At 42.8% G+C, this 13833-nt stretch carries 11 protein-coding genes; 4 read left to right on the top strand and 7 right to left on the bottom strand.

The features are described from left to right. Positions 1-75: 75 nt before the first annotated feature. Positions 76-1626 carry a beta-N-acetylhexosaminidase gene (locus FGG15_RS08805; RefSeq protein ID WP_161991943.1) on the bottom strand — a complete coding sequence of 517 codons (1551 nt, stop codon included), beginning with the start codon at positions 1624-1626 and terminating at the stop codon, positions 76-78. Positions 1627-1773: 147 nt separating this feature from the next. Between FGG15_RS08805 and FGG15_RS08800 the strand changes: the two genes are divergently transcribed. From FGG15_RS08800 to FGG15_RS08790, 3 genes are read left to right on the top strand one after another with little or no spacing between them, the layout of a single operon-like run. Then, positions 1774-2400 (top strand): SprT-like domain-containing protein, encoded by a 627-nt coding sequence (locus FGG15_RS08800; protein ID WP_138835275.1) that lies wholly within the window; start codon positions 1774-1776, stop codon positions 2398-2400. Between the two features lie 21 nt (positions 2401-2421). Next, the gene (locus FGG15_RS08795) at positions 2422-3501 is read left to right on the top strand and encodes a mannose-1-phosphate guanylyltransferase (RefSeq protein WP_138835273.1); all 1080 of its coding nucleotides are present in this window, start codon (positions 2422-2424) and stop codon (positions 3499-3501) included. Positions 3502-3503: 2 nt separating this feature from the next. After that, entirely contained in the window at positions 3504-4961 is a 1458-nt protein-coding gene (locus FGG15_RS08790) for a DUF389 domain-containing protein (RefSeq protein WP_138835272.1), read from the top strand. Between the two features lie 71 nt (positions 4962-5032). Here FGG15_RS08790 and FGG15_RS08785 read toward each other — a convergent pair whose 3' ends face one another. After that, complete coding sequence (locus FGG15_RS08785) at positions 5033-5800, bottom strand: ABC transporter ATP-binding protein (RefSeq protein WP_138835270.1); 768 nt, start codon at positions 5798-5800, stop codon at positions 5033-5035. Then, positions 5800-6537: an MlaE family ABC transporter permease gene (locus tag FGG15_RS08780; RefSeq protein ID WP_138835268.1), complete on the bottom strand. Its 738-nt coding sequence runs from the start codon at positions 6535-6537 to the stop codon at positions 5800-5802. Before FGG15_RS08780 ends, FGG15_RS08785 begins: the two co-directional genes overlap by 1 nt. 119 nt (positions 6538-6656) lie before the next feature. On the opposite strand from FGG15_RS08780, the gene pafA reads away from it, so the two are divergent. Continuing rightward, positions 6657-8327, top strand: coding sequence for an alkaline phosphatase PafA (gene pafA / locus FGG15_RS08775; protein ID WP_138835266.1), 1671 nt, complete (start codon positions 6657-6659; stop codon positions 8325-8327). A gap of 1 nt (position 8328) precedes the next feature. Here the strand turns inward: pafA and FGG15_RS08770 are convergent, their stop codons facing one another. From FGG15_RS08770 to gcvP, 4 genes are all read right to left on the bottom strand, one after another. Next, a complete protein-coding gene (locus tag FGG15_RS08770) occupies positions 8329-8610 on the bottom strand; it encodes a DUF1272 domain-containing protein (protein WP_138835265.1) in 282 nt (93 codons plus the stop codon). Positions 8611-8620: 10 nt separating this feature from the next. Beyond that, on the bottom strand, positions 8621-9472 hold the full coding sequence (locus FGG15_RS08765) for a glycosyltransferase family 2 protein (RefSeq protein ID WP_138835263.1): 852 nt from the start codon (positions 9470-9472) through the stop codon (positions 8621-8623). A 246-nt stretch (positions 9473-9718) separates the two neighbouring features. Continuing rightward, positions 9719-10777, bottom strand: coding sequence for a 3-oxoacyl-ACP synthase III family protein (locus FGG15_RS08760; protein WP_138835261.1), 1059 nt, complete (start codon positions 10775-10777; stop codon positions 9719-9721). A 163-nt stretch (positions 10778-10940) separates the two neighbouring features. Continuing rightward, the gene (gene gcvP / locus FGG15_RS08755; protein ID WP_138835260.1) at positions 10941-13793 is read right to left on the bottom strand and encodes an aminomethyl-transferring glycine dehydrogenase; all 2853 of its coding nucleotides are present in this window, start codon (positions 13791-13793) and stop codon (positions 10941-10943) included. Between the last annotated feature and the right edge of the window lie 40 nt (positions 13794-13833).

Below are 13833 nucleotides of genomic sequence, written 5' to 3'. Positions count from 1 at the left end.
ATAGGTTCAAAACCGCTTAAAACAATATTTCAACTGGTCTAAAATTAGAAAATTAAAGCTTTTAGTCCATTACCTCTAAGGCTCAGGCGTAAGCTCTGGCTTTAAACTATTAAAATATCCAACATCCTGAGAATCCAAAAACTCATAGAATGGTAATAGATTGGTATTGAATCGTTCAAGATTTTTGTTGTTTTTTGTAGTCCAAGCCGATTCGGCCAAGGCGACCATTCTAGGGAAAGTCATATAATCCACCCAAATTTCTGAATCAAATTTTTCTGTCCAGAGATTTCCTTGGATTCCTTTGATGAGTCCAGCCTCTGCGTCGGTAAATTTATGGGTGCTCTCTGGATAGGCATAAACATCTTCCAGCGTACCAAACCCATTCCAACGTCTGCCATTTTCATGGGAATCGTGCTGCACAAAATCAAAATAAAGCGGGACCCTGGGGCAGAGCACCGTCTGGTAACCCATATCCAAGGATTTTTGCAATTGATCTTCCTTGTCGTGCCGCCACCAGTATACCACAGAGCTTTTGTTGGAGACATCGGATTCCACTATTTCGTCCCAACCTGCCAATTTTTTATCCATTTGGGTCAGTTGATTGGCCATTCTTCGTATAAAATAGTGTTCCACATCCACCAAACTGGACAGATTTTCTCGACGCATCAATGCCTGAATGGAGTCATTGGTTTTCCATTTTTCGTTACCAAAATGGACTTCATCCCCTCCCAAATGAATATACTGGGACGGGAACAAGTCCGCTATTTCTTTAAGAATGGTGGTCAAATATTGATAGGTGCTTGCCTTTCCGGGGTCAAAAGTGAACTCGGGATGTTTTTCGCTACCTCCTCCAGAAAATTCGGGATAAGCCCTGTTGGCTGCGGTTGCATGCCCGGGCATATCAATTTCTGGAATGATCTCCACCTGTCTTTCGGCAGCAAATGCCACAATTTCCTTAATGTCTTCTTGGGTATAAAAACGGGCTGGAGCATCCGGATTGGTGTGGTTGCCAATTCCACCTACAGTAGTGAGTTTTGGATAGGCCTTGATTTCCACCCGCCATCCTGGGGAATCGGTAAGGTGCCAATGAAAAGTGTTCAACTTGAGCACGGCCATAAGGTCTATAAGCTGTTTAACCTTTTTCTTACCAAAGAAATGTCTGGATTCGTCCAGCATAAATCCTCGGTGGGCATATCTGGGAACATCCTCTACAACTCCGCAGGGAACCGACATATTTCCTGAGAGTTTCAATTGTTGCCAAAGCGTCGTCAATCCGTAGAAAATCCCTTTGGGATGTGAAGCGGTAAGTTTAATGCTGTTTTTGTTGATATGTAGCACGTAAGCCTCGGGGCTTACTTCACCCCCCTTAACCAGTTCCAGATATATTTTTTGACGGGATTCGGCCTCCACACTTATACCAATTTCTTCCAGCTTTTTCTGAAAAAAGGAAACAACTCCTTCTAGATTTGGATCTGATGTTTTAAAATTGATTCCTTGATCAAAATCAAAACCACCGGGTTCAACAGCAACGGTGTTTGGGTAAGGCGTAATGATCCAGGTTTGGGTTTCATCAGGTTGGCAATTGCAAAAGCCGATTAGCAGTAGAAATGGGAGAAGATGTTTCATGCTTGGTTGGGTTCGTTGGCAATCCAAAGATTGCATCCTGTAATGGGAAATGGTTTATAGGAACAATATACTTATTTAGGACACACTTTTTGAACCAAAATTGACCAATGCCCGGTTTCAATTGATAAAACCTCTAATTTTGTGTCCGTGGATACCACTTTGCAAAAATACCTTCCGGAACGGGCCGTAGATCCTTGTCTTGAACTGATTCGCCAGCATGAAGTCCATTTAAAGATTGTGGGACACCGTAATACCCGGCATGGGGATTATCGGAAAATGCCTGATGGCACCCACAAAATCACGGTCAATGCCTCTTTGAACAAATACCGCTTGTTGATCACCTTGGTCCATGAAATTGCCCATTTGGTGGCGATTGAAAAATTTGGACGACGGATAAAACCACATGGCCAGGAGTGGAAAAGGACTTTTCAACATTTAATGGTTCCTTTTATACGACCGGAGATATTTCCATCACAATTACTACCCATTATAGCCAACCATTTTAAAAATCCCAAGGCAAGTAGTAGCTCAGATGCTCGTTTGTCCATTGCGTTAAAGGCCTTTGATTCTGAAGAACGGAAACAAAGTTATGTGTTCGAACTTCCCAAGGGTAGCACCTTTAGGCTGCATAATGGCAGAATCTACAAAATAGGTAACAAAAGGGTAAAGCGCTATGAGTGTACGGAATTGGCTACAGGAAGATTATATTTGTTCCAACCAAATGCGGAGGTAGAGCCGGTGCATATAACATCGGATGCGGAACCACCGTTTTAAAAAAATAAATTTCTACCTAGAATGAACAACAACTATTATGCGGTTTTAATGGCCGGGGGAGTAGGTTCCCGATTTTGGCCAGTGAGTACTTCGGAAAATCCCAAACAATTCCACGATATGCTCGGGGCTGGGAAAACGCTGATCCAAAAAACCTTTGACCGACTCAATCGGTTCATTCCAACGGAAAACATCCTTATTCTTACCAATGAGCGCTATAACGATTTGGTCTTGGAGCAATTGCCAAAAGCGACGCAAGAGCAAGTGGTTTTGGAACCTGCCATGCGAAATACGGCCCCCTGTATTTTATATGCCTCGCTTAAAATCCAAAAAATGAATCCCAATGCGGTGATGATCGTGGCTCCTAGCGACCACTGGATTGAGGATGAACAAGCTTTTGAGGACAACGTAAAAGCTTGTTTTGACAAATGCGAAAAGGAGGAGGTACTATGCACGCTGGGTATTCAGCCAAGCTTTCCCAACACCGGATTTGGTTATATCGAATTTGAAAAGGGTAGTGACGCAAAGCTAAAAAAGGTGTCCCAATTTAGGGAGAAGCCGGACTATGAAACCGCTAAGGAGTTTTTGGCGCAAGGCAATTTCCTATGGAATGCAGGTATTTTTATGTGGAGTGTCAGGACCATAGTAAATGCGTTCAAGGCGTATCAGCCAGAACAGTATGATCTCTTTCAAAGCGGGATTTCTTGTTATAACACCCCGGAAGAGTCAACGTTTATTGCTGAAAACTATCCCAAGGCGGAAAACATATCCATAGATTATGCTATCTTGGAGAACTCCCAAGCTATTTTTACCCTGCCTGCTACTTTTGATTGGAACGACCTAGGAACATGGGGCGCTCTATATGATAAGTTGGACAAGGACGAAGCCAAAAATGCCGTGGTCAACAGTAAAACGCTTTTACAAGATGCCAAGGGCAACATGATCCGTTCCCCAAAAGGCAAGATTGTTGTTGTGGACGGATTGGAAGACTACATTATAGTGGACAAAGAAGAGGTTTTGTTGATTTTCCCTAAATCGAAACAACAAGACATTAAGTTGGTCTTGAACAAGGTTAAAGATAAATTTGGAGACGAGTACGCGTAAGAATGAGTGAACATTTATTTGCAAACGGAGATTCCCAGCAGCCTGATAGTGGGGATGAGGTAAAAAAAGACTTTAAGGGCCTCTTGGGCAGTATCCGCAAGTTTCTGTCCGAACTTTTGGAAATAAGAACCAATACGGATGCCACTGAGACCAAGGAATCCATAATAGCAGATATTCCCTTTAAGGGGCACACGTCCTGGATTTTGATCTGTTCTATTTTTATCGCTTCGGTGGGGCTCAATGCCAACTCTACTGCTGTTGTAATTGGAGCGATGTTAATATCGCCGCTAATGGGTCCTATTTTAGGTATGGGGCTTTCACTGGCGATCAATGACATTGACACCTTGAGAAGATCTCTTAAGAACTTCACCGTAATGGTGGTGTTGAGTGTGGTCACTGCTTTTTTGTTCTTCTATTTGTTCCCGCTTCGCGATGAGTCTTCGGAACTTTTGGCACGGACACAACCGGATATAAGGGATGTATTAATTGCCTTTTTTGGAGGTTTGGCCTTGGTTATTGCAAGAGCCAAAAAGGGCACCATAGCCAGTGTTATTTTTGGTGTGGCCATTGCCACTGCCCTTATGCCCCCGCTCTGTACGGTAGGTTTTGGTTTGGCCATTGGTAAACCGTGGTATGCGGCTGGGGCCATGTATTTGTTCATTATCAATACCATTTTTATTGGGTTGGCTACCTTCTTGGTCATCAAGTTTTTAAGGTTTCCTATGGTACGTTACGCGAATTCACAACGGAGAAGGCTTATTGCTAGGGCTGCTTCGTTGACAGGGATAGCGGTAATGATCCCAGCTGGATTCACATTTTATCAAGTGTTTCAAGAATCGCTCTTTAAGAAACAGGCACAAGAATTTTTAAAGGAGACTATAGAGGTATATCAATTCAATTCTGCTGGGCGCTATGTGGATAACCTGACCAAATTGGAATATAAGGAAGGAGAAGATCCATCTTTAATTGAACTGGTCTGTATGGGAGATGAATTGATCCCTGAAAATGTAATCAACACTTGGCGTGTCCAAAAGAATGAATATTCTAGACTGAAAGATGCCGAATTCCGGATTTTGCAAGGTGGAAAGGACGATTCTGAGGAAAAATTCAACTACGTTAGTGAACTATACGAAAAAAATAAGGCAGAACTCTTAAACAAAGACGAACAGATTCGATTGTTGGAAGAGGAGGTGGCCACATTGACCAAGAACGCTGGGAAACAAATTCCATTTGCAGGAATAAGCGCTGAAGCAAAAGCCAACTATGTCAACATTGAAGCACTTGGTTTTTCATACCAACTCCAAACGGATTTTAAAAAGTTGGATACCATACCTGTTTTTGAAGTGAAATGGAAAGAGGGGACCCGAAACAATCAAATAGAAGCGGATTCCAAAAAATTGGCAGACTGGTTAAAACTCAGAATTCAAGATTCAACTTTGGTGATCAAGGAAGCGGATTAGTTTTTTTCAGACATCAGATTTGAGTTCTTAAATTCCAAAAATCCGACTATCGAGGAATCCAATAATCCAAGTTAATTCCGTTCCTCAATGTACATCTGCCGCACTTTTTTGAATAATTCAGAGGAATACACAAAATCTGTTACGGCCACATTATCCGTTTTAAAGATTTCCTTGTTGGTACCTTCCCATTCCTTAAAGCCGTTTTTTAGAAAGATGATTTTTTCCCCGATTTCCATCACGGAGTTCATGTCGTGAGTGTTGATTACTGTAGTGATTTGGTATTCCCGAGTAATCTCCTGGATGAGGTTGTCAATAAGAATAGCTGTTTTTGGGTCCAATCCGGAATTGGGTTCGTCGCAGAACAGATATTTCGGATTCATCACTATGGCACGTGCAATAGCTACCCGTTTCTGCATTCCCCCGGAGATTTCTGAAGGATATTTTTTATGGGCATCGATTAAGTTAACGCGTTCGAGCACAAAATCCACCCGATCTTGCATTTCTGCTTTGGACTGCTTGGTAAACATATCCAAGGGAAACATCACATTGCCTTCCACGGTCATGGAATCAAAAAGAGCGCTTCCCTGAAATACCATACCCATTTCTTGTCGCAAATCACGCCTTTGGTCCATAGAAAGCTCGGAATAATAACTTCCGTTGTAACAAATCTGTCCTTGTTCAGGTTCAAAAAGACCCAGCAGGCATTTTAAAAATACCGTTTTTCCCGAGCCACTTTGCCCAATGACTAAATTGGTCTTTCCTTGCTCAAATACGGTACTGATGCCCTTTAGAACATGGGTGTCTCCAAACGATTTGTGTATGTTTTCCACTTCTATCATCAGCCGAGCAACAATTGGGTTAGGATATAATTCAATATAATGATTACGACACTGGTCCAAACAAAGGAGGTGGTACTGGCCTTTCCAACTTCAAGGGCCCCACCTTTCATATAAAGACCATGAAATGAAGGGATGGTTGCAATAATAAAAGAAAACACAATGGTTTTGATGAAAGAATAAGTTACATGGAACGAATCGAAATCCAATTGCAGCCCTTTAACAAATTCCCCGCTTGGGGCATATCCCCCAAAAGCTCCGGCAATCCATCCACCTAAAATACCAACGTACATGGCAATGGCAACCGCAAAGGGATAAGCCAACATGGCAATGATTTTTGGGAACACCAAATAGTTTACGGAGTTAATTCCCATTACTTCCAAAGCATCAATTTGTTCTGTGACTTTCATGGTGCCAATACTGGAAGTGATATAGGAACCCACCTTTCCAGCCATAATAATGGAAGTGAAAGTAGGGGCAAATTCCAATATAACGGACTGCCTTGTTGCAAACCCGATCAAACTTTTTGGAATCAGGGGGCTATTTAGGTTCAAAGCGGTTTGAATGGTGACAACACCTCCTATAAAAAAGGAGATAAATATGATAATACCCAACGACCCAAAAATCAACTCATCGATTTCCTTCAGAATTAATGATCTCATGATTGGCCACTTGGTGGGTTTTTTAAATACCTCATATATCATGATGAAGTACTTTCCAATCGCTTCAAGGTATTTCATGTGCCAAAAGTTGACTTGCAGGCATAAAAATAAGAATATTGCCGTGTATTTAACCTTGATTTAAATTTTAAAGAGGGAATTATTAAATAGTTTTGTCCCCGTTGAACCAAATTGAATTCATGAGAAATTTTAAGCTTTTGTTCCTTGGAGCGCTACTGCTGGCAACCACTTCAGTCCTAGCTCAAAGAAAAAATAGAAACACGCCGGTAATTCCATCCGTTGAGATTGCGCAAAACCCAAAATTGGTAGTGGGAATAGTGGTAGATCAAATGCGATATGATTATCTGACCCGATTTTGGAGCCACTATGGTGACGGAGGCTTTAAACGGATGGTACGGGATGGGTTCAATTGCAAAAATCACCACTTTAATTATGCGCCCACTAGCACAGGACCTGGACATGCATCGGTGTATTCTGGAACCACACCAGCAACCCATGGAATTATAGGGAACAATTGGTACGATAAGTATCAGGATACAGAGGTGTATTGTGCTTCCGACGAAAGCCGTTCCACCGTGGGCACCTCTTCGGATGCTGGGAAAATGTCTCCCCACAGATTACTGACCACTACCATTACCGATCAGTTGCGATTGCACACCCAAAAACGAGGAAAAGTAGTTGCTGTGGCCCTTAAAGACAGAGGGGCTGTTCTACCAGGAGGACATATGGCCAATGCCGCCTATTGGTTTGAAGGTGGGGATACAGGTAAGTGGATCAGTAGTTCTTACTATATGAACGACCTGCCCCAGTGGGTGAAAGATTTTAATACCTCAGGTAAGGTGCAGGAATATAAAAAAGCTTGGAACACGGTAAAAGACATAGCCCTTTATTTGGAAAGTGGAACGGACAACAATCCCTACGAAGGTTTGTTTGAGGAGGAGACCACTCCAACCTTTCCGCATAGCACACCCAACCTTTTGAGCAAGACGAAGGATTTTGAAATCATAAAATATACCCCGTACGGCAATAGCCTTACTCTAGATTTTGCTCTGGAAGCCTTGAAACATGAATCCCTTGGTACGGATATCATCACCGATTTTCTGGCCATTAGTTTTTCAAGTACGGATTATGTGGGCCATAAGTTTGGGGTGAACTCCAAGGAAGTTCAGGATACGTATTTGAGATTGGATCTAGATTTGGAAAGGTTGTTCAATACTTTGGATGCCAAGGTGGGTGTTGGGCAATACACGGTGTTCTTAACCGCAGACCATGGCGCTATCAATGTTCCAGGCTATTTACGGGATCAAAAGGTACCTGCCAACTACTTGGATATGGAAGCGCTAAAATCCAAATTCACGGAATTCCAAAAGTACAAATACGGCACCACGGATGTGGTTAAAAATATTTCCAACTATCAGGTGTTCTTGGACCACAAGGTCATTCATAATTTAGATATTGATTTGGATGATGCCCAAGAGGAAATTGCTATGGAACTTTTGGGTTATGAGCAAGTGAACCAAGTGTATACTGCCTCGCAAATGTGGCAGAACGAATATACCCGGGGAATCCCATATATCCTTCAAAATGGGTACAACCAAAAACGATCCGGGGATGTACTCCTGGTTCCTAGGCCCGGACATACGTCGTATCGGGAAACAGGATCCACCCATGGCTCTCCCATGATTTATGACACCCATGTGCCTCTGCTGCTTTTTGGAAAGGGAATTAAAAAAGGGAGTACAGTAAGCCGAACGGAAATTCCGGATATAGCCCCTACTATGGCTGCTTTGCTGGGCATTGCTTTTCCTAACGGGACAACGGGCAAGCCAATTAGGGAGGTGCTGGAATAAACTATCGGTTTCTAGGATCTACGCTTTGGTTTTTAGCCAGATATTTATTGTGCTGAACTGGTTTTAGCACCTTGTCCTTTCTTGGAGGGTACTTATCCAGACCAGCCTTGGGCCTTGTGGGCCTTTTTTCAAAACCACCACCGCAGTTGGGGCATACATTCAAGAGTACATGGTCCACGCAATCCTTGCAAAAGGTACATTCGTAGGTACAGATCATTGCTTCATCGCTATCATTAGGTAGCGGTTTATCGCAGTTTTCGCAGTTCAGTCGGATTTCTAACATAGTTAACGAATTAGTTGTTGGACATTTTGGAAGTGATGCCTTGCCATCTATATTTTCGGATAAAGGCCCCTTCTGATTTGGAAACATACCTTTCTGACTGTTGAAAGTAAGCTCTTAAATAACCTATGATTACTTGGCTGTACAAAAATGGATTTTTGGCTTGCCATGCCATCTTAAGAGCGGTCAGTTTGACAAGCACAATACCATACCGCATCTTGTAAAGGGCCTCGCCCTTACTTTGCCTTTTTTTGATGGTGTAACCGTGTCCGGTAGGCCTTAGGTGTTTAACCAATAAACTAGTATCGGTATGAATTTCAAAACCGTGATATTGTGCCAAAAGTTCATCCACAGTATCCCAGCCAACCCCTGGCCTGAGGCCATTCATTTTGTTGAAACAAGCTTTGTGATAGAGTTTGATAGGGCCTCGTATATGGTCTTTGTTGGAAATGCTTTCGTACACCCATTTCCCTTTTTTTTCAACATATAAGAGTCCAGAGCACATCCCAAGTTTCCAGTTGCTTTGGAAGTGGTTCAGCATAGCTTCAAAATAATTTGTAGGGAGAATGATATCTGCATCAAATTTGCCAACTAAATCGAATTCTGAAGTACGTTCCAATCCAAAATTGAAAGTGTCTACCACCTTTTTCCCAGGGATATGCCCTTCAGAGGATTTACGTTGCAGAACCTTGATCCAGGTGTTTTTTTGGGCAAATTCCGAGGCAATTTTAAAAGTGTTGTCGGTTGAATTGTCATCCACAACAATCAACTCGTCTGGTGGTGTGGATTGGGCCACGAATGAATCCAGACAGGCTGTTAGGTGGTCCGCCTCATTATGGGCGGGAATGATCACACTCAATTTCATTCCGCAAAATACCAATTCTCAACATAGAAGTGGAAAAGTAAATCTAGATTTTTTGAAAGATGCTGGATGCTTGATGTTGGATATTGGGTGCTGGGTGCTGGGTGTTGGATGTTTGATGCTGGAAGTTGGGTGCTGGATGTTTGGCGATTAATTTTTAAATCTTATAATCAATAATCAATAATCAATAATCAATAATCAATAATCAATAATCAATAATCAATGATCAATGATCAGAACTCAGCATCCCTATACGCGATATACAACCGCATTGATGTTCATACCGGCACCAACGCTAGCAAAAATAACTACATCGCCTGGGTTGACCTCATGGTCGTCCAGTTGGCCATTTTTTACCAAATTATAAAGTGTGGGTACGGTGGCCACTGAACTATTGCCCAATTTGTGTATGCTCATGGGCATGATATCTTCTGGAACTTGCCTGCCATAAAGTCTATAGAACCTTTTGATAATGGCCTCATCCATTTTTTCGTTGGCTTGGTGGATGAAAATTTTCTTTACGTCATCTATGCTAACCCCACTGGAGTCCAAGCATTCTTTCATGGCCCGAGGCACTTGAGTGCATGCAAACTCATAAATTTTTCTTCCATGCATTTTGATATATCTAGTGTCGGGGCAACCTTCTTCCTTATACGTCTTATCAAAATACAAATAGTAAGCCTCGCCATTGGCATAGGTTTCCGAAGCATGGCTTAAAATTTCCCCAGAGCTGGGATTTGCCTCCAAAATTGCAGCTCCCGCACCATCAGAATAGATCATACTGTCGCGGTCATGGTCGTCCACAATTCTGGATAGCGTTTCACCACCAATAACCAAACATTTTTTTGCCAGGCCACTTTTGATAAAGGCAGAAGCCTGAATAACACCTTCAACCCAACCAGGACAACCAAATATCATATCGTAAGCAACACATTTGGGATTTCTGATTTGGAGCAGGTGTTTTACCCGTGTTGCTAGGCTGGGAAGCGTATCACCCTGTATTTTACCAGGGGTTAAATCCCCAAAGTTGTGGGCAAAAATGATATAATCGATTTCTTCCCGGTCAATGCCGGCCTCTTCAATGGCCTTTTCAGATGCCAGATACCCTAAATCTGAGGTTTTTAATTCTGGTGGCGCATACCGACGTTCAGCTATGCCCGTAATTGCCTGGAATTTCTCAATAATCACTTGGTTCTCATGTTCAAAATGGGAGCCGTTGATATCCAAAAAGTGATGTTCAAGAAAATCTTCATTTTTAGTAATGACGGGAGGGATATAACTACCTGTGCCGGTGATGCCAATATTCATGTCGAGGTTTTGCTAATGAAGATAATTTTCAGTTGTGATTTTTTAAGCTATTTAATCGAAAATGATACGATGCCCAAATGACGTATAGGCTAAATATAAATAGGAAAACGCCTGGATTTACGTAGGAAACCAAGGCGTTTTATACCTAAATACGGGTGTTACACTACACTTCCGCGTAAGCTTCAATGGGTGTGCAGGTACAGATCAAATTACGATCTCCAAAGGCTTCATCCGTTCTACGGATGCTGGGCCAAAATTTGTTCTCTGAAACGTAGGGCAGGGGAAAGGCTGCTTTTTGTCTACTGTATGGAAATTCCCAGGAATCACTGGTAACCATTCCCAAGGTATGAGGTGCATTTTTAAGGACATTGTTGGGATTATCCGCATGGGCCTCATCAATTTCTTCCCTAATACCGAGCATTGCTTCGCAAAACCTGTCCAATTCGGCCAAACTCTCACTTTCAGTTGGCTCAATCATGATGGTTCCGGCAACCGGAAATGAAACGGTCGGAGCATGAAATCCATAATCCATTAGGCGTTTCGCAATATCCGTCACCTCAATTCCGTGGGCTTTAAAAGGCCTACAGTCAATAATCATTTCGTGTGCAGCGCGACCTCTCTCACCAGTGTAGAGTACATCAAATTTCCCTTTGAGTTTGTCCTTGATGTAATTGGCATTTAAAATGGCCATTTTGGTAGCTTCGGTAAGTCCTTCAGCACCCAACATCTTGATATATCCGTAGGAAATCAGACAAGCGAGGGCACTGCCCCAAGGAGCTGCTGAAATAGCTGTGATTGCCTGTTCACCTCCGGTTTCCACAACAGGATTGGAAGGTAGGAACGGCTTTAACTGTTCAGCAACACAAATTGGGCCTACACCTGGACCACCACCTCCGTGGGGAATAGCAAACGTTTTGTGCAGATTCAAGTGACAAACATCAGCACCAATGGTAGCAGGATTCGTCAATCCCACCTGTGCGTTCATGTTAGCTCCGTCCATATACACTTGCCCGCCGTGATCATGGATCACTTGGGTAATGTGTTTGATGGAAGACTCAAATACACCATGCGTTGAAGGATAAGTGACCATTAGGGCTGCAAGATTTACTGAATGCAACTGGGCTTTTTCCTCCAAATCCGAAACATCTATGTTTCCATGTTCATCGGTTTTGGTCACCACAACCTTCATCCCGGCCATAACTGCCGAAGCTGGATTGGTTCCATGTGCGGAAGCGGGAATGATACAAATATTTCGGTGTCCCTCTCCACGGGACTCATGGTAGGCTTTGATCGTCATAAGTCCGGCATACTCTCCTTGTGCTCCCGAATTGGGCTGAAGGGAGGTTGCCGCAAAACCGGTAATCACATTTAATTGGGATTCCAGTTCTTTGAGTACTTTTTGATAGCCCTGGGCTTGATCAAGAGGTACAAAAGGGTGGATATTCCCCCAATTGGCCCAGCTCAACGGCAACATCTCGCTGGCAGCATTCAATTTCATGGTACAGCTCCCTAAGGATATCATGGAATGGTTCAGGGCCAAGTCCTTTCGCTCCAATTTCTTGATATAGCGCATCAATTCTGTTTCCGAGTGGTACGAATTGAACACTTCGTGTTCTAAAAATGGGGATTTACGTTGTAAGGATTCGGGAATTATGTCCGTCACCGATTTCACAAAAGAGGCATCCGGTTTTTGGTTTTGGCTTTCCATAAAGCAACCTATCAAACGCTTGATATCTTCTTTTTCAACAGCTTCGTTCAAAGAGACTGATACTGTATTTTCATCAATATAGTTCAGATTGATTCCAACTGATTCAGAAACCTCTCTTAATTGCTTTGCATTATTGACTTTGACTTTTATGGTATCAAAGTACACCTCGTTAAGCTGTTCAAAACCGACCTCGCCAAGGAAATCGGAAACCAATTTAGTACTGGTGTGCACCTTTTCCGCAATGTATTTTAATCCATTTGGGCCATGATACACCGCATACATGCCCGCCATAACAGCCAATAGCACCTGGGCGGTACAAATGTTGGAGGTGGCTTTGTCTCTTTTTATGTGCTGTTCACGGGTCTGAAGGGCCATCCGCAAGGCTGGATTTCCATCCGTGTCCTTGGTGATACCAATGATCCTACCCGGAATATTACGCTTGTAAGCTTCTTTTGTGGCAAAAAAAGCGGCATGGGGGCCTCCGTACCCTAGTGGAATACCAAAGCGCTGCGTGGTACCCACAACCACATCTACCCCCCATTCACCGGGAGGCGTAAGCAATACTAAACTTAAAATGTCGGCAGATACGGCTACTTTGATATCATTTTCCTTTGCTTTTTCAACAAAACCGGCATAGTCATGGACTTGTCCATGTTTCCCCGGATATTGCAGCAAAGCACCATAGAATTCATTTGAAAAATCGAATTTTTCATGATTTCCTATGATCAGTTCAATGCCCAATGGTTTGGAACGTGTTTGCAGAAGGCTCAAGGTCTGAGGCAGCACTTCCTCAGAGACAAAAAACTTAAGCGCGCCCTCTTTTTTCTGTTGACGTGACCTTAAGTCCAATAACATGGTCATGGCCTCGGCGGCGGCGGTACTTTCGTCCAACAAAGAGGCGTTGGCCAGTTCCATCCCGGTAAGGTCGCTCACCATGGTTTGGAAGTTAAGGAGGGCTTCCAACCTGCCTTGGGCAATCTCGGCCTGATAGGGCGTATAGGCTGTATACCAACCTGGATTTTCCAAAATATTCCTTTTGATTACCGAAGGGGTTAAACTTTCATGATACCCCAAGCCTATATAACTCTTGAAAACTTTGTTTTCATCTGCAAGTTCTTGGATATGGGTCAAAAACTCATGTTCACTGACACCATTGGGTAGATTTAAGGATTCCTTCAATCTGATATCATCCGGAATGGTTTCATAAATCAATTGTTCCATGCTATCCACACCTACAGTTTCAAACATGCGCTGAAGATCTTTTTCTGTGATCCCTATATGCCTTGAGGCAAACACTTCTGTATTCATGTCCAGTATTATAAAGTGCACAAAATTAGGCATAAATTCA

Source organism: Flagellimonas algicola (genome assembly GCF_005937185.1).
Classification (GTDB): Bacteria; Bacteroidota; Bacteroidia; order Flavobacteriales; family Flavobacteriaceae; genus Flagellimonas; species Flagellimonas algicola.
Note: the sequence above shows the minus strand (reverse complement) of the source record. Positions and strands in the feature narration are given on the sequence as shown.

Coding starts and splice junctions, on each gene's coding strand:
- FGG15_RS08805 (WP_161991943.1), bottom strand. CDS start 1,626: ATGAAACATCTTCTCCCATTTCTACTGCTAATCGGCTTTTGCAATTGC.
- FGG15_RS08795 (WP_138835273.1), top strand. CDS start 2,422: ATGAACAACAACTATTATGCGGTTTTAATGGCCGGGGGAGTAGGTTCC.
- FGG15_RS08790 (WP_138835272.1), top strand. CDS start 3,504: ATGAGTGAACATTTATTTGCAAACGGAGATTCCCAGCAGCCTGATAGT.
- FGG15_RS08785 (WP_138835270.1), bottom strand. CDS start 5,800: ATGATAGAAGTGGAAAACATACACAAATCGTTTGGAGACACCCATGTT.
- FGG15_RS08780 (WP_138835268.1), bottom strand. CDS start 6,537: ATGAAATACCTTGAAGCGATTGGAAAGTACTTCATCATGATATATGAG.
- pafA (WP_138835266.1), top strand. CDS start 6,657: ATGAGAAATTTTAAGCTTTTGTTCCTTGGAGCGCTACTGCTGGCAACC.
- FGG15_RS08770 (WP_138835265.1), bottom strand. CDS start 8,610: ATGTTAGAAATCCGACTGAACTGCGAAAACTGCGATAAACCGCTACCT.
- FGG15_RS08765 (WP_138835263.1), bottom strand. CDS start 9,472: ATGAAATTGAGTGTGATCATTCCCGCCCATAATGAGGCGGACCACCTA.
- FGG15_RS08760 (WP_138835261.1), bottom strand. CDS start 10,777: ATGAATATTGGCATCACCGGCACAGGTAGTTATATCCCTCCCGTCATT.
- gcvP (WP_138835260.1), bottom strand. CDS start 13,793: ATGAATACAGAAGTGTTTGCCTCAAGGCATATAGGGATCACAGAAAAA.